Origin of the sequence: Streptomyces sp. NPDC079141, assembly GCF_040686775.1 — a bacterium.
Lineage (GTDB): Bacteria > Actinomycetota > Actinomycetes > Streptomycetales > Streptomycetaceae > Streptomyces.
In genome coordinates, this window is sequence record NZ_JBFBLP010000003.1 from 77,720 (window position 1) to 96,097 (window position 18,378).

At 71.9% G+C, this 18,378-nt stretch carries 16 protein-coding genes; 10 read left to right on the forward strand and 6 right to left on the reverse strand.

Annotated elements, in window-relative coordinates; all coding sequences use genetic code 11:
- Positions 1-117: 117 nt before the first annotated feature.
- Both tuf and AB0Q90_RS10045 read left to right on the forward strand, forming a co-directional pair.
- Positions 118-1,287, forward strand: coding sequence for an elongation factor Tu (tuf, locus tag AB0Q90_RS10040; RefSeq protein WP_363162171.1), 1,170 nt, complete (start codon positions 118-120; stop codon positions 1,285-1,287).
- A 100-nt stretch (positions 1,288-1,387) separates the two neighbouring features.
- Positions 1,388-2,233, forward strand: a complete 846-nt coding sequence (locus AB0Q90_RS10045; protein ID WP_363162172.1) for a fused MFS/spermidine synthase — start codon at positions 1,388-1,390, stop codon at positions 2,231-2,233.
- 307 nt (positions 2,234-2,540) lie between these two features.
- Here the strand turns inward: AB0Q90_RS10045 and AB0Q90_RS10050 are convergent, their stop codons facing one another.
- From AB0Q90_RS10050 to AB0Q90_RS10060, 3 genes are all read right to left on the reverse strand, one after another.
- Entirely contained in the window at positions 2,541-3,866 is a 1,326-nt protein-coding gene (locus AB0Q90_RS10050; RefSeq protein WP_363162298.1) for an MFS transporter, read from the reverse strand.
- 37 nt (positions 3,867-3,903) lie between these two features.
- On the reverse strand, positions 3,904-4,908 hold the full coding sequence (locus AB0Q90_RS10055; RefSeq protein ID WP_363162173.1) for a hypothetical protein: 1,005 nt from the start codon (positions 4,906-4,908) through the stop codon (positions 3,904-3,906).
- A gap of 66 nt (positions 4,909-4,974) precedes the next feature.
- Complete coding sequence (locus tag AB0Q90_RS10060; RefSeq protein WP_363162174.1) at positions 4,975-5,883, reverse strand: hypothetical protein; 909 nt, start codon at positions 5,881-5,883, stop codon at positions 4,975-4,977.
- A 91-nt stretch (positions 5,884-5,974) separates the two neighbouring features.
- Between AB0Q90_RS10060 and AB0Q90_RS10065 the strand changes: the two genes are divergently transcribed.
- Positions 5,975-6,412, forward strand: coding sequence for a DUF4442 domain-containing protein (locus AB0Q90_RS10065; protein WP_363162299.1), 438 nt, complete (start codon positions 5,975-5,977; stop codon positions 6,410-6,412).
- Here the strand turns inward: AB0Q90_RS10065 and AB0Q90_RS10070 are convergent.
- On the reverse strand, positions 6,409-7,386 hold the full coding sequence (locus AB0Q90_RS10070; protein ID WP_363162300.1) for a UTP--glucose-1-phosphate uridylyltransferase: 978 nt from the start codon (positions 7,384-7,386) through the stop codon (positions 6,409-6,411). The two genes, AB0Q90_RS10065 and AB0Q90_RS10070, sit on opposite strands and share 4 nt — an antisense overlap.
- Positions 7,387-7,600: 214 nt before the next feature.
- Here AB0Q90_RS10070 and AB0Q90_RS10075 point away from each other — a divergent pair, with 214 nt between their 5' ends.
- The 5 genes from AB0Q90_RS10075 (at position 7,601) to AB0Q90_RS10095 (ending at position 15,425) form a co-directional block, all read left to right on the forward strand.
- Entirely contained in the window at positions 7,601-8,434 is an 834-nt protein-coding gene (locus tag AB0Q90_RS10075; protein ID WP_363162175.1) for a hypothetical protein, read from the forward strand.
- 463 nt (positions 8,435-8,897) lie between these two features.
- Positions 8,898-10,415, forward strand: coding sequence for an RICIN domain-containing protein (locus AB0Q90_RS10080; protein WP_363162176.1), 1,518 nt, complete (start codon positions 8,898-8,900; stop codon positions 10,413-10,415).
- A 253-nt stretch (positions 10,416-10,668) separates the two neighbouring features.
- Positions 10,669-13,149 carry a glycoside hydrolase family 3 C-terminal domain-containing protein gene (locus AB0Q90_RS10085; protein WP_363162177.1) on the forward strand — a complete coding sequence of 827 codons (2,481 nt, stop codon included), beginning with the start codon at positions 10,669-10,671 and terminating at the stop codon, positions 13,147-13,149.
- Positions 13,146-14,693 carry a carboxylesterase family protein gene (locus AB0Q90_RS10090; protein ID WP_363162178.1) on the forward strand — a complete coding sequence of 516 codons (1,548 nt, stop codon included), beginning with the start codon at positions 13,146-13,148 and terminating at the stop codon, positions 14,691-14,693. Before AB0Q90_RS10085 ends, AB0Q90_RS10090 begins: the two co-directional genes overlap by 4 nt.
- Positions 14,694-14,768: 75 nt before the next feature.
- The gene (locus AB0Q90_RS10095) at positions 14,769-15,425 is read left to right on the forward strand and encodes a DedA family protein (protein ID WP_363162179.1); all 657 of its coding nucleotides are present in this window, start codon (positions 14,769-14,771) and stop codon (positions 15,423-15,425) included.
- A 3-nt stretch (positions 15,426-15,428) separates the two neighbouring features.
- Here AB0Q90_RS10095 and AB0Q90_RS10100 read toward each other — a convergent pair whose 3' ends face one another.
- Positions 15,429-15,947, reverse strand: a complete 519-nt coding sequence (locus AB0Q90_RS10100) for a gamma carbonic anhydrase family protein (RefSeq protein ID WP_365732906.1) — start codon at positions 15,945-15,947, stop codon at positions 15,429-15,431.
- A gap of 107 nt (positions 15,948-16,054) precedes the next feature.
- Between AB0Q90_RS10100 and AB0Q90_RS10105 the strand changes: the two genes are divergently transcribed.
- Positions 16,055-16,822 (forward strand): acyltransferase, encoded by a 768-nt coding sequence (locus AB0Q90_RS10105; protein WP_363162181.1) that lies wholly within the window; start codon positions 16,055-16,057, stop codon positions 16,820-16,822.
- A gap of 7 nt (positions 16,823-16,829) precedes the next feature.
- On the opposite strand, the gene AB0Q90_RS10110 is transcribed toward AB0Q90_RS10105, so the two are convergent.
- Positions 16,830-17,687, reverse strand: coding sequence for an EamA family transporter (locus tag AB0Q90_RS10110; protein WP_363162182.1), 858 nt, complete (start codon positions 17,685-17,687; stop codon positions 16,830-16,832).
- 106 nt (positions 17,688-17,793) lie between these two features.
- Between AB0Q90_RS10110 and AB0Q90_RS10115 the strand changes: the two genes are divergently transcribed.
- Positions 17,794-18,366 carry an XRE family transcriptional regulator gene (locus AB0Q90_RS10115; RefSeq protein ID WP_363162183.1) on the forward strand — a complete coding sequence of 191 codons (573 nt, stop codon included), beginning with the start codon at positions 17,794-17,796 and terminating at the stop codon, positions 18,364-18,366.
- Positions 18,367-18,378 lie beyond the last annotated feature (12 nt).

An 18,378-nucleotide genomic window follows, 5' to 3' on the forward strand; every position in this document is an offset into this window, starting at 1 on the left:
CAGCCGTCGACGGCGCCCGAAGCTGACCCTCCCCGGATTGTCCGGCGGACCCCGCAGGGGGAGGGTCGGCGAGTCCTCGGGGTCCCCTTTCCTACGCAGTGACTTCGAGGTACAGCCATGTCCAAGACGGCTTACGTCCGCACGAAACCGCATCTCAACATCGGCACGATGGGCCATGTCGACCACGGCAAGACCACCCTGACCGCCGCCATCACCAAGGTCCTCGCCGAGCGCGGATCCGGCACGTTCGTCCCGTTCGACCGCATCGACCGGGCGCCGGAGGAGGCCGCGCGCGGCATCACCATCAACATCGCGCACGTCGAGTACGAGACCGACACCCGGCACTACGCGCACGTGGACATGCCGGGCCACGCCGACTACGTCAAGAACATGGTCACCGGGGCCGCGCAGCTCGACGGGGCGATCCTCGTCGTCTCCGCGCTCGACGGGATCATGCCGCAGACAGCCGAACACGTGCTGCTCGCCCGGCAGGTGGGCGTCGACCACATCGTCGTCGCCCTCAACAAGGCCGACGCGGGCGACGAGGAGCTCATCGACCTCGTCGAGCTGGAGGTCCGCGACCTGCTCACCGCGCAGGGCTACGGCGGCGACTCCGTACCGGTCGTACGGGTCTCCGGGCTGAAGGCGCTGGAGGGCGACCCCAAGTGGACGGCGTCCATCGAGGCGCTGCTCGACGCGGTGGACACGTATGTGCCCATGCCGGAGCGGTACTTGGACGCGCCGTTCCTGCTGCCGGTGGAGAACGTGCTCACCATCACCGGCCGGGGGACGGTCGTCACGGGCGCCGTCGAGCGGGGCACCGTGCGGGTGGGCGACCGGGTCGAAGTGCTCGGCGCGGAGGTCGAGACCGTCGTCACCGGTCTGGAGACCTTCGGCAAGCCCATGGAGGAGGCGCAGGCCGGCGACAACGTGGCGCTGCTGTTGCGGGGGGTTCCCCGGGACGCGGTGCGACGGGGGCACGTGGTGGCGGCGCCGGGGAGTGTGGTGCCCCGGAGCCGGTTCTCGGCGCAGGTGTATGTGCTGTCCGCGCGTGAGGGCGGCCGTACGACGGCCGTCGCCAGCGGGTACCGGCCGCAGTTCTACATCCGTACGGCGGATGTGGTCGGTGACATCGACCTCGGTGAGGTGGGTGTGGCGCGGCCCGGGGAGACGGTTGCGATGACCGTGGAGCTGGGGCGTGAGGTGCCCTTGGAGCCCGGTCTCGGTTTCGCCATTCGTGAGGGCGGGCGGACCGTCGGGGCGGGGACCGTGACTGCCGTCGAGTGAGGGCGCTTTCGGTGGGTGCGGGGGACTGCGGGGCCGTTGTGGCTGGTCGCGCAGTTCCCCGCGCCGCTTCGGGGCGCTTGCCACCCCGCACAATGGACAGGTGACCGAACCCATCCCCGTGACCCGCGCCGTCGATCACGGCACCGCCAAGCTCATGCCCGACATCGACCGGGAGCGGGCCTGGTTGCTGACCGTCGAGGGGGCGCCGCAGTCGTACGTCGATCTGGACGACCCCACGTATCTGGAGTTCGAGTACGCGCGGCGTCTCGGGCACGTCCTGGACACCCTGGCGGAGCCGGGGCGTCCGCTGGACGTGCTGCACCTCGGGGGCGGGGCGCTCACCCTGCCCCGGTACGTGGCCGCGACCCGGCCGGGGTCCCGGCAGGACGTAGTCGAGGCCGACCGCGGGCTGATGGAGCTGGTCGGTGAACATCTGCCGGTGCCGGCGGGCTCCGGCATCACCCTGCACGGCGCGGATGCCCGCGCCTGGCTGGAGGCCGCGCCGGACGACTCGGCCGACGTCCTCGTCGCCGACGTCTTCGGCGGCTCACGCGTGCCGGCGCACCTCACGTCCGTCGCCTACGCCCAGCAGGCCGGACGCGTCCTGCGGGACACCGGTGTCTATCTGGCGAACCTCGCCGACGCGACGCCCTTCGCCTTCCTGCGCTCCCAACTGGCCACCTTCGCCACCGTTTTCGAGGAACTGGCACTGATCGCCGAACCGGCCGTGCTGCGCGGCCGCCGCTTCGGCAACGCGGTCCTCGTCGCCTCCCACCACCCCGTCGACACCGCGTCCCTGGCCCGACGCACCGCCGCCGACGCCTTCCCGGCCCGGGTGGAGCACGGGACGGGCCTGCGGGACTTCATCGGCGGCGCGCAGCCCGTGCGCGACGAGGACGCCGTACCGTCGCCCGAGCCGCCGGACGGGGCCTTCGGGATCGGGTGAGGCCGGCCCGTGGGTGCGGCGCCGGTGGTCAGGCGAGTTCCTCCGCGGTGCGGCGCGCGGGCCCCGGTCGTCAGCTGCGCGCCGCGATGCGGCTTTCGGTGTCGGCCGAGTCGGGCCCGGAGGTGACGCCGGAGCGTCGCGTCGGCGACGAAGGCCGCCGAGAGCACACGCGGCGGACGGAGGCGGCATCTCGGTGAGCCCCGCGTCCCCCGCCCCCGGCTCCGACATCGCGCTGCGGGTCACGGGCGGCACCGAACGGACGGCAACCGCCGTCTCGGCGGCCTTCGGCGCCGACATGACGCTGTTGTCAGCCGAGCTCCCCGACCTTGCTTTCCGTGTCGGCCGAGTCGGGGCGGGGGCTCGCGGTCACCTGCTTGGTGCGGCGTCGCAGATTGCGGACGTCCGGTACGCACAGGACCGCCGCCGTCACCACGACGACCGTCGCGGCGCAGCCCCACAGGGCCGAGGTGCGGCCGAACGCCGTCTCCGCCGGGCCGGCCAACGCGGTGGCCAGGGGGAGCAGGGCCACGGAGCCGAACCAGTCGTAGGCGGAGACCCGGGAGAGCTTGTCCTCCGGTATCTCCTGGTGCAGGGCGGTCATCCAGGAGACGCCGAAGACCTCCAGCGTCACGCCGGTGACGAACATCACCGCGCACAGGACGCCGACCGGTGCGGGTATCGCGAGGGCGGCGGACGGTGCGGCCAGCGGGAAGACGCACAGGGTGCCGACGAGCAGCAGACGGCGCGGCTTCCAGCGGGTCATCAGCAGTGCGCCGGCCACCGTGCCCGCGCCGAAGAAGCCCAGGGCCAGGCCCCAGGGTGCGGCACCGCCGTAGTGGTCCCGGGAGACGAGCGGGCCGTAGACCGCGTCCGCGGCGCCGACCACGGCGTTCGCGACGGAGAACTGGACGACGATGCCCCACAGCCACGGCCGCCCGGCGAACTCCCGCCAGCCCTCCTTGAGATCGGCGAGCAGCCCGCCGCCCGCGACGCGCGGCGGGATGTGACTCACGTCGAGGAAGGCCCGCAGGGCGCCCGCCACGGCGAAGGCCGCGGCGTCCGCGGCGAGCACCCAGCCGGGGCCGATCGCGGCGACCATCGCACCGCCGAGCGCGGCACCGCCCACCGCCGCGCCCTGCATCGCCATCCGGAAGACCGCGAACGCGCGGCTCGCCTGCTCGCCCTGGACCGACGACAGGAGCATGCCCTCGGCCGCCGGGCTGAAGAAGGCATGGCCGGTGCCGCCGAGCGCGGTCAGCAGCATCATCTGCCACAGCTGCGGCTCGCCGGTGAGGACGAGCACGGCGAAGGCGGCCTGCGAGAGGCAGTTGAGGGCGTTGGCCGCGACCATCACGCGGTGCCGTGGCAGCCGGTCCGCGACGGCGCCGCCGATCAGCAGGAACAGCACCAGCGGGAGGGTGCGGGAAGCGGCCACCAGGCCCACGTCGCCACCGTCGCCGCCCGCCTCCAGCACGGCGAACGCGGCGGCGATCAGCGCCCCGTGGCTGCCGAGGTTCGTCACGAACGCGGCGGCCGTCAGCAAGGAGTAGTTGCGGCCCGCCCAGGCCGGGCGGCGGAGCGAGGGGGTGGCGATCACCTCAGGACTATCGCCGGGGCGGGGCCGACTTGCCAAATGCATTCCCATGCATACGCGGCCCCGCCACCGCCGGTCAGGAATCCGTCGGCGGTTCCTCGGTGAGCCGGACCGTGCTCAGGATCTTCTGGACGGTCGCCTCCGGGATCTCGCCCTTGACGCCCTTGGCGCCGTACAGGTTCCAGGTGACGAAATCGCCCGCGCCGTTCTCGAACGCGAAGGTGATCGCCTTGCCGTCGCTGTCGCACTTGCCGTTCTGCGGGGTGTTCTCCGAGTGCGCGGTGGCGACGCTGCCCTTGATGCCCGAGGCCGTGGTGTACGCCTTGGGCTTGTCGTACTTCACGCTCTTGCGGTCCGGCTGCGTGTAGCCGCCGTAGATCCACCACGGCACGCGGGTCTCGGCCGCCTCGTTCAGGTCCTTCGCGCCGTTCTCGCCGCGCGTACCGGCCGTGACGAGAGCGGTGTCCTCCGTGCGGCCGTCCTTGTCGGAGTCGACCGTGCACCACTGGGACTTGAGGTAGGCGGGCGCGGTGACGCTGGTGCGGTCGGTCGTGCCGTCCTTCTCCTCCCACTCGAAGCCCACGCTCGTGTCGGCGTTCTCGATCTCCCAGTCGGCGGGAACGTCGAACATGGTGCCGAAGCGCGGGTTGACGACGACCTTCCAGCCCTCGATCGTCGGCGCCAACTCCCCGTCGCCACGCGGATCGTCACCGGAACCGGACTCCGAGGCCGTCGGCTCGGCGGACTTGGTCGCGGTCGGACTCGGGGAGGCCTTGCCGTCCGCCTTGTCGTCCTTGTCGCCGCCCAGCACCAGGAAACCGGTGACACCGGCCGCCACGACCACGGCCGTGGCCGCCACGATCGCGACCAGCTTGGTCCGGTTTCCGCCACCACCGCCCTGCGGTGCCGGTGACCCCGCCGGGGTCGGCGCACCCCACTGCGGCTGCTGCGCATAGGGGTTGGGCTGCTGGAAACCGGGCTGCTGATACGGATTCGGCTGCTGGTACCCCGGCTGCTGGTACGGGTTGTTCGACTGCTGCGGGTTCTGCTCGCCCCCGGGCGGCTGCTGTCCTGGCCACATGAGGAGCCACCCTAGCTGCGCCCGGGACACGTTTCGGTCACCGGCCCTTGTCAGGGACGTAGCAAATCAGTGATCCGTGGGTTGCGGGTACAGCCGCACGGTGTCCATGATCTGCCGAATCGTGGCGTCCGGTACCTCGTCCCGCGCACCCTTGACGCCGACGAACGACCATGACGCGAAGTCGCCTTCGGAATTCTCGAAGGCGAAGGTGGTCGCCTTGCCGTCCGAGTCGCACTTGTCCTGCTTGGTCACCCCGCTCGACTCCGAGGTGGCCACGCTGCCGACCAGTCCGGAGGCTGTCGTGAAGGCCTCGACGGAGCCGGTCGTCACCTTCGTCCGGTCCGGCTGGGTGTAGGCGCCGTAGACCCAGTTCGCGGAGTCCGTGCGGGCGATGTCCTCGGTGCTCTTCCCCCTCTTGTTCCCCCGGGTGCCCGCACTGGCCAGATCGGTGTGCTCCGCACTGCCGTCCTTGTCGTCGTCGGAGGTGCACCACTGCTCCTTCAGAACGGCAGGCGCCTTCATGGCGACCAGGGGCGTCTCCTCGGGGTCGTCGTCCTCCGCGACATAGGAGACCCAGTCCTTCGACTGTCGCGCCCAGTCCGCCGGCACGTCGAAGGCGACCCCGATGTCGGGATTCACCACAACCTTCCAGCCGGCCACGGTGGGCTTCAGATCCTCGCCATCGCGCGATTCGGACGTTGCGGTCGGCGACGCGGAGGCGGTGCCGGGAGAGGTCGGGACCGGCTCGGCCCCGTCGTCGTCACCCCCGCCCAGCAGGGCGGTGCCGGTCACGGCCGAGGCCACCACGACGACCGCCGCGACGCTGATCGCGATCGTCCTCGTGCGGCGTCCCCCCTCGGGCTTCGGCGCGACGTACGGGTTGTGCTGCTGGTACCCCGGCTGGTGGTAGGGATTGGGCTCCACCTGCTGCTGCCGTGGGTCCCGACTGCTCTCCGGCTGCTGTCCTGGCCACATGGGCCGAAAGAATACGGCGATCATCACACCGGCAGGTCCTGGCCAGAAGAGGCTACTCGCCGGTAACCTCCCGGTCATGAGCGCAGACCAGATGTCGATCGGCGAGTTGCTCGCCGCCACGGTCCCGATGGTTCGCACGCTGAACCTGGAGTACCTGGAGACCACCCCGGAGAAGGCCGTGCTGGCCCTGCCGGACCAGAGCGAGTACCGCAACCACGTCGGCGGTCCGCACGCCGGCGCGATGTTCACCCTGGGCGAGTCGGCGAGCGGCGCGATCGTGCTCGCGGCGTTCGGGGACCAGCTGTCGCGGGCCGTACCGCTGCCCGTCAACGCGGAGATCGCCTTCAAGAAGATCGCGCTGGGACCGGTGACGGCGACCGCGACGCTGGGACGGCCGATCGCCGACGTCGTCGCCGAACTGGACGCGGGGACGCGGCCGGAGTTTCCGGTGACGGTGGCCATCCGGCGGGAGGACGGGGCCGTGACCACCGAGATGACGGTGGTGTGGACGCTGCGGCCCAACAACTAGGCGACGTTCGAGGAACTGACTGCGGGCCGGTGGGGGCCGGTCGCGCAGTTCCCCGCGCCCCTTCGGGGCGCCCTGTCCGCCACGAACTCCCTCAGCCACGCCATGAACTCCGGCCCCAGATCCGGGCGGTCGCAGGCCAGCCGGACCACCGTGCGCAGATAGTCGGCCTTGTCGCCGGTGTCGTAGCGCAGTCCGTCGAAGATCACGCCGTGCACCGTGCCGGCGGCGGTCAGGTCCTGGAGGGCGTCGGTCAGCTGGATCTCGCCGCCCCGGCCGGGCTCCGTGCGCTCCAGGACGCCGAAGATCTCCGGGTCGAGGACGTAGCGGCCGATGACGGCGTACGTGCTGGGCGCGTCCGCGCGTGAGGGCTTTTCGACCAACCCCGTCACGCGGACGACGCCCTCCTCGTCGGTCCGTGCCACGGCCGCGCGGCCGTAGAGGTGGATCTGCTCCGGCGGGACCTCCATCAGCGCGACCACGCTGCCCCCGCGGCGGTCGCGGACGTCGAGCATCCGCGTCAGGAGGTCCTCGCGCGGATCGATGAGGTCGTCGCCGAGCAGGACGGCGAAGGGCTGGTCGCCGACATGGCGGCGGGCGCACAGGACGGCGTGGCCGAGGCCGAGCGGCTCACCCTGTCCGAGGTGGTGGATGCTCGCCAGGCGAGCCGGGTCGCGCACCGCGTCCAGCCGTACGGTGTCGCCCTTGGCGGCGAGCGCCTGCTCCAGTTCGGTGGCGTTGTCGAAGTGGTCCTCGATGGCCCGCTTGTGCCGGCCGGTGATCATCAGGACGTCGTCGAGACCGGCCGCGGCGGCCTCCTCCACGACGTACTGGATGGTCGGCTTGTCGACGACCGGAAGCATCTCCTTCGGCGTCGCCTTCGGCGCGGGCAGGAAGCGTGTGCCGAGCCCGGCGGCCGGGACGACCGCCTTGCGCACCGCGCGGGTGGGGGTGGAAGCCGTGTGGGGGACGATCATGCCGCTCATGCCGGCGCACGCGGATGAGAGCGCGCCGGGAGAAACATGGGAGAGGGCTGTGCGGCGACGCTCTGCGCCTGAGGCCGGTGAATGCAGGTGCGGTCTGGACGGGATGCGGGTGTCCGCCCAACATGATCTCGGGAAGTCCGCCGGCTCCGTTCGGCGGCCGTGCACCACGACAGTCCTGGACGCTGACGACAGAAGGGGCACGTTCATGGCCACCTCCGAAGCGCAGGGTGACGCCCCCGAGGCCGTGGGCAAGACGCGGTTCGACGACATCTACGACCGCACTGATCCCCGGGCGTACTTCACTCGGCTGGCTCCGCTGGAGTACGAGATCCCGCACCATGCCCAGGCCGCGTTCCGGCGTGCGGCCGCCGAGCGCGAGGCCCTGGCGGACAGCGGCGCCGGAAGGCCGGCGGTGCTGGATGTGTGCTGCTCGTACGGAATCAACGCGGCTCTGCTGAACCACGACGTGACGCTGGCCGAGCTCTACACGCGATACACCGGCCGACGGGCCCGGGCGATGTCGACGGACGAACTGGCCGTCTGGGACCGGGAGTTCTACGCCGCGCGGCGCCGGACCGACGTGTACCCCGTGTACGGCCTGGACGTCGCGCCTCGTGCGGTGGCCTACGCGCGCCGGGTGGGCCTCCTCGACGCGGGGTTCACCGATGACCTGGAACACTCGAAGCCAGGGCCGGAACTGAACCGCGCGCTGGAACAGGTGGGGCTCGTCACCCTCAGCGGCGGCGGCAGTTACGTCACCGACCGGACGTTCACCGCGCTTCTGTCCGGTGTGCGGCGTCCGCTGTGGGTGAGTGCGTTCGTCCTGCGAACGGTCTCCTACGTGCCGATTGCCGAGGCCCTGGCAGCACATGGGATGCACACGACGAGCGATCCCGCGCGAACCTGGCCACAGCGGCTGTTCACGGACGACCACGAGCGGCGGTACGCGATCGAGACCCTCCGCCATCAGGCAATCGACCCGGTGGGAAAGGAAGACGAGGGCCGCTTCCACACGGTGCTCTACGAATCCCGTCAGTGATACCGGCGGTAACTGTTTTGAATTGCCCGCCCTTTGAGAAGGGGCCGCTCGAACTCCTTGTTTCTTGTGAGTAGCTTGTGCGAAAGTGAGCGGCCCCGATCAATGGCCTCCGATCAGCAGCACCGATCAGCGGCCGCATCTGACGCGGCATAGGTATGCACCAATCACGTGCCTGCTTTCCGACGGACGCGACGGACGCGAATTCCGTCTGTCGTCCAACGGCTTGGAAGGAAATGGTTCAGTGCAGTCCCCATACCCCCCACACTCCCCACACTTCCCACACCCCTCACGCCCGCCCTACCCGCCACGCCCCGGAGCGAGTTCCGCCGACTCCGACCCCCATCTCGTCGCCCGACTGGGAACCACCGGCACCGACGCCGTTGCGCTGCTGATGGCGCGGCACTGGCGGGCCGCCCACGAATACGCCGTGATCTGCCTTGCCTCACCCGGGAGTTCGGCCGCCATGGCGGCAGCCGCCGCATTCCACCGGGTACTCGCGAAGCCGTCCGGCGGCGCACTGCGCCCGCAACTACTCGTCGCCGTACGGGAGACGGTCAAGGAGTGGGCGGCCGAGGACCGTATTTCCGCCGTGCTGCCGGAACTCCGCAAACCGACCGGAGGCCGCGGACTGCGTGCGGCGAGGTCGGTGACGCCCGAAAGGCGGCGTCTTGCCGAGCACGCATTCCGGGCCCTTCCCGGCGCCTCGCAATGCCTGCTGTGGCACACCGAGGTCGAGGCGGAACCCATATCCGTACCGGCCGGTCTGCTGGGCGTGGACGACGCCACGGCATCGGCGGCACTGGAGCAGGCGCGCGACCAATTCCGCGCGGCCTGCGTACGCGCCCACCGCGAACTCGCGCCCACCCGGGAATGCCGCTTCCACAACCGCCTTCTGGAGGTTCCCCTGCGCCGCGGGGGCACCCTCCTGGCCGACGTGCGTCAGCACCTCACCGAGTGCCGGTACTGCCGTCACGCCGCCGAACAGCTCAGCCACTTCGAGGGCGGCCTCGGGGACCTGCTCGCCGAGACGGTCCTCGGCTGGGGCGCCCGGCGCTATCTCGACTCGCGCCCCGCCCGGACCGTGGCGCCCGTCCGTCCGCGCGGCGGACGCCATCGCCCCACCCCGGCCCGGCCGTTCACCCCGAGCCGCGGACGCCCGAAGGCCGTCGCGGGCGTCGGCCTGATGGCCCTCGCCCTGCTCACGACCCTGCTCGTCGCCCACGGCCGGTCCGATGACAACGGTGTCCCCGGCCCCCATGCCACCTGGGGCGCCCCCAGTGGCAGCACCGTCCGCCCGAGCGCCCCGCCCGGCACCCCGACGGCGGCCTCCGCGAGCCGGCCCGTCGAACTCGGCCACGGCAGGCTGCGCAACCTCGGCACCGGCCTCTGCCTCGACCTCCAGGACGGTGCGGTCCGCGCCGGTGCGGTCACCGTGCTGGCGGGCTGCTCGTCCGCCGGTTCCCAGCAGTGGTCGTACCGCGACGACGGTCTGCTGCGCAGCGTCGCCGACCCCACCCTCTGCCTCGACGCCGAAGCCCAGGCCCGAGCGGACGACGGAGTGGTCCTTCTCGCCGACTGCCTGGTCCATACCGGTGAGGTCCGCTACGACTACACCGTCCACGGCGAACTCCTGCCGCGCCGCGGCAAGGGGCTGGCCGTCGCGCCGGGCGACGACGGGCATGTGGTCGTCACCGAGCGGGACGGCTCCACGGGGCAGCGGTGGCTGCTCGATGCCGGGGGTGCCGAACCGAAGCGGCAGGAGTCGGGGGAGGCCGAGCCGCGACGCGCGCCCGACACCGAGAGCCCTTCGCACACGGACGAGCCCCCGGCCGGGGAGGGGCCGTACGAGACGCGGGTCGCCCAGGTCGGCTCCGGCGCGGAGCCCGAGCAGCGCCAGGAAATCGACCCGGCCGGTGCCGTGACCCTCGTGTCGACGGTCGCCGACACCGTCACCGCACCTCTCGACGGCCTCCTGTCCTAGGCCGAGCGCGTTCCGGGGCCGCCCCGCCGGGGGCGGCCCCGTCTTCGTTTCTTGTCGACGAACAGCCGTTTCCTGTTCGGATCGTTGACACGAGTCACCGCCGGTTCTACGGTCCGACGCGCCGGTGGCGTTTCTCACGGGGTGTCAAGTCGGTCTGACGCATAGTGCGTTCAGAGGGCGAACACAACCGGGGCGCCGTCGCGCAACCGCGGTTCACATCGTCGTGCCCGCACACCGAAGGAGTGACGGCTCCATGACCGACACTGTTTCCCGGCGATCCGCCCTGCGGCTGCTGAGCGGCGCCATCGCCGTCGCCGCCGTGGCCACGGGCGGCCTGATGCCCCTCACCGCCCACGCCCGCAGCAGACCCGACCGGCCCGCCGCCCCGCGCGTCGAAGGGCTCCTGGCGAAACTCACCCTCGACGAGAAGATCTCCCTCCTGCACGGCGCCACCGACCCCGACCCGCTCGGCCAGGCGGGCTACATCCCCGGAGTGAAGCGCCTCGGCATCCCCCCGCTCCGCCTCGCCGACGGCCCGGCCGGCGTCCGCGTCACCGCGCACGCCACCGCGCACGCCACCGCCCTGCCCGCCCCCGTCCTGCTGGCCTCCGCCTTCGACCCGGAGCTGGCCCGCCGCTACGGCCGCGTCATCGGACACGAGGGCCGCGCCCTCGGCCAGGACGTGCTGCTCTCCCCGATGGTCAACCTCATCCGCACCCCGTACGCCGGGCGCAACTTCGAGACCTTCAGCGAGGATCCGCTGCTCGCCTCCGACCTGGTCGCCGCCGAGATCGAGGGCATCCAGGGCGAGGGCCTCGTCGCCACCGTCAAGCACTACGCCATGAACAACCAGGAGAAGGACCGGGACTCGATCGACGTCCGCGTCGACGAGCGGACCATGCACGAGGTCGAACTGCGCGGCTTCGAGGCCGCCGTCGCCGCCGGCACAGGCGCCGTGATGGGCGCCTACAACAAGGTCAACGGCACCTGGGCCTGCGAGAACGAGACCCTGCTCACCGGCATCCTGCGCGAACTCTGGGGATTCCAGGGCCTGGTGATGACCGACTGGTTCGCCGCCCACAGCACCGAGAAGGCCCTCACCGCGGGCCTCGACCTGGAGATGCCGGACGGCACCTACTTCGGTACGGCACTGAAGACGGCCGTGGAGAACGGCAGCGTGCCCGAACGGTACGTCGACCGGGCCGTACGCCGGATCCTGTCCGTCATGGACCGCTTCGGGCTCCTCGGCGGACAGGTGCCGCCGCGCCCCGAACGCGACGCGCGGGCCGGTGCGGCCGTGGCGCTGGAGGTCGCCAAGGCGGGCGCGACGCTCCTGCGCAACGAGCGCGGCACCCTGCCGCTGACCGAAGAGGGCGGCATCGCGGTGATCGGCCAGACCGGCTCCCTGCCCTTCGTCAGCGGCGGCGGCAGCGCGCACGTGGTGCCCGACCGCGCCGACAGCCCCCTCGACGCCATCAGGGCACGCGGCGGCGAGGTGACGTACACGCTCGGCGAGGACGTCTTCGGCAAGGCCGTGCCCGCCTCGGCGCTCACCCCCGCTTTCGACAGCGAGGGCCGGCGCGTGGAGGCCGGGCAGACCTGGACCTACGAGGGCACGCTCGGCGTCACCGAGGCCGACGAGTGGACCTTCGTCATCCACTACTCGGGTGCGCCGACGATCCGCCCCAAGGTGGTGCTGGACGGCGAGGAGCTCTTCCCCCTCGTGCCCGGCTGGGGCGAGTACTTCATGGGCGGCTTCGTCACGACCGCGCCCGACGGCATGTCCGTGCGCCGCAGGACCGTCACCCTCGCCAAGGGCACGCACGAGCTGAAGATCACCGCTCAGGGCGGCGACAGCGGCCAGTCGTTCCGGCTGCGCCGCATCACCCGGGCGACCCGGGCGCAGGACGTCGCCGAGGCCGTACGTGCCGCGCGCGCCGCCCGGCATGTCGTCCTGTTCGCCTACGAGGACGCCACCGAGGGCCAGGACCGCACGACGATCGCGCTGCCCGGCAACCAGGCGGGCCTGATCGAGGCGGTGACGGCGGCGAACCCGCGGACGACCGTCGTGCTCAACACCTCGTCGGCGACCTCGATGCCCTGGCTGGAGCGCACGGGTGCCGTGCTCCAGATGTACTACCCGGGCCAGGAGGGCGCGGCCGCCACCGCCGCCGTCCTGTTCGGCGACTGCGACCCGGGCGGCCGGCTCACCCAGACCTTCCCCGTCGACGACGACCGTCACCCGGTCGCCGGGGACCCGCGCCGCTACCCGGGCGCGGACGGCGTCGAGGAGTACTCGGAGGGCGTCCATGTCGGACACCGCTGGTACGACGCGGAGGACGAGCGGCCGCTGTTCCCCTTCGGACACGGGCTGTCGTACACGTCCTTCGGCTACGAGGGCGTGTCGGCGCGCCGGCACCGGCGCGGCCTCGACGTGGGCTTCACGGTCCGCAACACCGGCACGCGCGCGGGGATCGCGGTCCCGCAGGTGTACGTCGGCCCCTCGCCCGACCTGGAACTGGACCAGCCGGTACGGGTGTTGGGCGGCTACCGGCGGCTCGCACTGCGGCCGGGGGAGCGGCGCCGGATCACCGTGCGGATCACCAGGAGCACCCTGTCCTCCTGGGATCCGGACCGGCACGACTGGGTGCTCGGCACCGGCCGCCGCACCGTGTGGGTCGGAGCGTCCGCGGGCGACCTGCGGCTGCGTACGAGCGTGGAGGTGACCCGGTGATACGTCGCGCCGTGATCGCGGTGGCGGCCCTCGCCGCCGCCCTTCTGACACCCGCAGCGGCTCAGGCGGCCGAGCCGGTCGTCCGGACCGAGGCCGGCCTGGTGCGCGGTGAAACCACCGCCGAGGGACGGCAGTTCCTCGGCATCCCGTACGCCGAACCGCCCGTCGGCGCGCTCCGCTGGAAGGAGCCGCGGCCGGTGCGCCCCTGGCAAGGGGTGCGCGACGCGGACGACTTCGGCAACAAGTGTGTGCAGGGCTCCAGTTGGGACCCCGGTTATGAGCAGCCCAGCCATACCGAGAACTGCCTCGACCTCAATGTGTACGTCCCCGAGGACTCCGCCCGCCGCGCGGTCCTCGTCTGGTTCCACGGCGGCGGCCTCACCGCCGGGGCCGGGCAGGACGTCGTCCCGGACAGCTTCGCCCGGCAGACCGGCACGATCGTCGTGACCGTCAACTACCGCCTGGGGGCGATGGGTTTCCTCGCCACGACCGGCCTCGACGACGAGGCCGGCGACCGGGTCTCCGGCAACTTCGGCATGCTCGACCAGCAGGCCGCCCTGCGCTGGGTGCGCGCCAACATCGCCCGCTTCGGCGGGGATCCGGCCCGGGTCACCATCGCCGGCGAGTCCGCGGGCGGCCGCTCGGTCTGCACCCAGCTGGCCTCACCGACGGCGAAGGGCCTGTTCCGGGCGGGCATCATCCAGAGCGGCGCCTACGACGACTGCGCCGCCCGGACGCACGAGGCGGCCGTGGACCAGGGAGCCGCCTTCGCCGAGAAGCTCGGCTGCACGACGGTGGCCTGTCTGCGGGGCAAGTCGGCCGCCGACGTCCTCGCCGCCCAGGACGGATTCGACTGGGGCCCGGTGACGGGCGGCGCCTTCCTGCCCGTACAGCCCGTGCGGGCCTTCGAGTCGGGGGCCGCGGCCCGGATCCCGGTGATGAACGGAGCCAACCGGGACGAGGGGCGGCTGTTCGCCTTCGCCTCGTTCGACGGGGCGGGCGGACCGCTGACGGCGGAGCAGTACCCGTCCGTCATGAGCTCCGTCTTCGGGGACGAGGTGCCGGCCCGCTACCCGCTCTCCGGCCAGCCCTCCCCGAGCATCGGCTTCGGTACCGCGCTGGGCGACATGCTCTTCGCCTGCCCGGCGCTGCGGCTCGACGGCAGCCTTGCCGGACGCGGCCCGGTCTTCGCGTACGAGTTCGCCGACCGCACCTCTCCGCCCTTCGCCTCGCTGCGCGAGCTGGACACCGACTTCGACTTCGGTGCCACCCATGTCAACGAGGTGCAGTACCTCTTCAAGCACTTCGGCCTCACCAGCCCGCTGAACGCCGAGCAGAAGGTGCTGGCGCGGCAGATGACCCAGTACTGGGGCTCCTTCGTCCGCACCGGGATCCCGCGGGCCGCCGGACAGCCCGCCATGCCCGACGGTGCCTCGGGAACCGTGCTCTCCCTGCGCACGGTGTCCGCGGGCGGTAACACCCCGAGCACGACCGTGTACCAGGAACACCAGTGCGACCTGTGGGGCGCGGGCGGCACAGGGTGACCCGGTAGGCTTCCCGGCGTGCGCCCGTGCGAGGCGCGCGCCGGGAATGCAGGACGCGAATGGGAGGAACTGGCGTTGCACGTCCAGGAATGGCTCGAAACGGTGCCCCCGCTCGCCATCTATCTGCTGGTGGGCCTGGTCATCGGGCTGGAGAGCCTCGGGATCCCGCTGCCCGGTGAGATCATCCTGGTCTCCTCGGCGCTGCTCGCCTCGCAGCACGGTGACATCAACCCCGTCATCCTGGGCGCCTGTGCCACCGCCGGTGCCATCGTCGGCGACTCCATCGGCTACGCCATCGGCCGCAAGGGCGGACGCCCCCTGCTGGCCTGGCTCGGCAAGAAGTTCCCCCGGCATTTCGGCGAGGGGCACATCGCCACGGCCGAGCGCTCCTTCCAGAAGTGGGGCATGTGGGCCGTCTTCTTCGGCCGCTTCGTCGCCCTGCTGCGCATCTTCGCCGGGCCGCTCGCGGGCGTGCTGCGGATGCCGTACTGGAAGTTCCTGATCGCCAACGTCCTCGGCGGCATCGTGTGGGCGGGCGGTACGACGGCGGTCATCTACTACGTCGGGATCGTCGCCGAGGAGTGGCTGAAGCGGTTCTCCTGGCTGGGGCTGGTCGCGGCGGTTCTGGTGGGCCTCACGTCGATGCTGGTGCTGAAGCGGAAGGCCAAGAACGCGGCGGCGGAGAAGACGGTGGCCGAGCCGGAGCCCGAGCCGGTGGCGGCCACCGACTGAGCCTCACGGCGTCTCGCGCACCTCGCCGTGCGCCTTCGCCAGCTCCGCGTACATCGTGCCGTTCAGTGTGACGCCCTGACGCTCCTCCTCCGTCAGCTCCCGCCGCACCTTCGCCGGGACCCCGGCGACCAGCGATCCGGGCGGCACCTGCATCCCCTGCGGCACCAGGGCCTGCGCCGCGACCAGTGACCCTGCCCCGATCACCGCGCCGTTCAGCACCGTCGCGCCCATGCCGACCAGGCAGTCGTCCCCGACGGTCGCCCCGTGCACCACGGCGTTGTGTCCCACGGAGACCCGCTCGCCGATCGTGACGGGGAAGCCGGGGTCGGCATGCAGCGTGCAGTTGTCCTGGATGTTGCTCTGCGCCCCGACGGAGATCCGCTCGACGTCGCCGCGCACGACCGCGCCGTACCAGACGCTCGCGCCCGCCTCCAGGGTCACGTCCCCGATCACCGCGGCCGTGGGCGCCACGAACACGCTCTCGTCGATCTTCGGCTCCCGGCCGCCGATGCCCTTGATCATCATCGCCTCCTGATCACGTGGTACACGTCACCGTACGCCACCCGTTGGGGCGAAGATCACAGCCCTTCGACGTCATACGGGCGCCGCGCGCTCAGTACCGTAAGCGCGTGCCGAAGCGCAAGAACACGTTCTCATCCTGGCGACACCGCCTCGCTCAGCGCGCCGTCCACGCGGGCTGGGCCTGGGTGCAGCGCACGGGTTCGGTGACGGCCGAGCGCCCCGGCCGCTTCCGCTTCGGCGCGATCGGCGAGGCCACCCGGCTCGCCTTCCCGCTCGGCACCGTCTTCGGCGAGCCCTGGATCCACCTGGGCTCCCACTGCATCGTCGGCGAACAGGTCACGCTGACCGCGGGCCTGATGCCCGACCTCGACCTCGGCCCCGAACCGATCCTGCGCATAGGCGACGGCGTGGTCCTCGGCCGCGGCAGCCATGTCATCGCCGACACGACGGTCACCATCGGCAGCGACTGCTACTTCGGCCCGTATGTCTACGTCACGTCCACGAACCACTCCTACGACGATCCGCACGAGCCGATCGGCAAGCAGTGGCCGCGGATGGAGCCGGTGTCGATCGGGCCGGGCTGCTGGATAGGCACCGGGGCCGTGATCCTGCCGGGCGCGCGGATCGGGCGGAACGTCGTGGTGGCGGCCGGGGCCGTGGTCCGCGGCACGGTGCCGGACCACGCCGTGGTGGCGGGGGCACCCGCCCGGGTCGTACGCCGCTGGACGCCGGCCGAGGGCTGGCAGCCGCCGCTGCGGACGCCGGCGCCGGTGCCGATACCGGACGGGATCACTCCGGAGCAGCTTCAGGCGCTGGCCGACCTGGACGAGGAGTCGGTGGCGCGGCTGGCCGAGCTGGACGCCGAGTCGTCCTGATCGGGGCTCAGCCGGTGGCCAGCAGCAGCGTGCCCGTCAGGGCCAGGCCCGCGCCCGCCGCCTGTACTCCGCGCAGCCGTTCGCCGAGGATGCCGCGCGCGGCCACCGCGGTCACCACGGGATACAGGGAGGCCAGTACGGCGGCCACGGTCACCGGGCCGTGCTGGGCGGCTACGGAGTAGGTGCCGTTCGCGGCGACGTCGGCGAGGCCCACGAAGGCGAGCGCGGGCAGCGTGCCCCAGGGGAAGCCGCCCTGCGGCAGGGCTACGGAGCCGCGCCGCACCGAGACGTACAGAGCCGTACCGCCCACGAGGACGTTGGTCAGACGCTGTACGAACAGGGCGAGGAACAGGCCGGTCACCGTGGTGGACGCCTCGCTGATCAGCGCGACGCACAGGCCGAAGCCGAACGCGCCGGACAGGGTGAGGACGATGGTGCGCCGCTCCACCGAGCCGCCGCCGCGCTGTGGCCCGCCCGCGAGGACCACGCCCGTCACGGCGACCGCGATGCCCGCGATCTGGACCAGGCCGGGGCGCTCGCCGAGCAGGAGCCCGACGGAGACGGGGACGGCGACGCTGAGCGTGGTGAGCGGGGAGACGACGCCCATGGGCCCACGGGCGAGTGCCTCGTAGAAGCAGAGAATCGCGATCGGGCCGATCAGCCCCGCCCCCACGGCGAACCACAGGCGGGGCCCGGCCTCGCTCCAGCCGCCCGTGGCCACCACCACCGCGCCGAGGACGACGGCCGCGATCGTCTGCGAGACGACGACCACCGTGAGGGCCGGGAGGCGCCGGGTCAGCAGTCCTCCGCCGAAGTCGGCCAGCCCCCAGAGCAGGCTCGTGGCCAGGGCGAAGAATGCTGTCACGGGTCGCCTCGCAGTACAGTTCGGTGCACGATCATGTGCACCACACCGTAGTGCATAGGGTTGAACCCAGTCATCCAGAATATTGGACTCCGGAATGGGATGAATTGTGTCGGACCTCGACCTGCTGACCCAGTGCCTGGCGCGCAACGTCAAGCGTTGGCGCGCCGAGCGCGGCTTCACGCTGGACGCGCTCGCGGCGCGTGCCGGTGTCAGCCGCGGCATGCTCATCCAGATCGAGCAGGCCCGGACGAACCCCAGCCTGGGCACCGTGGTCAAGATCGGTGACGCGCTGGGCATCAGCATCACCACGCTGCTCGACTACGAGCAGGGCCCGAAGGTGCGGATCGTCCCCGCCGAGCAGGCGGTACGGCTGTGGCACACGGACGCGGGCAGCTACAGCCGGCTGCTCGCCGGCACCGAGGCGCCCGGACCGCTGGAGCTGTGGAACTGGAAGATCATGCCGGGCGAGGACAGCTCCTCCGACCCGCACCCGGTCGGCACCGTCGAGCTGGTCCACGTCACGGCCGGGGAGCTCGCGCTCACCGTCGACGGCGTCGAGTACCGCGTACCGGCGGGCTCCAGCGCCTCCTTCGACGCCAACGCGCCTCACACCTACGCCAACCCGGGCGACGTCCCGATGGAGATGGTGCTGTGCGTCTCGGTGCCGCCCGTGCGCTGAGACGCCCCGGCG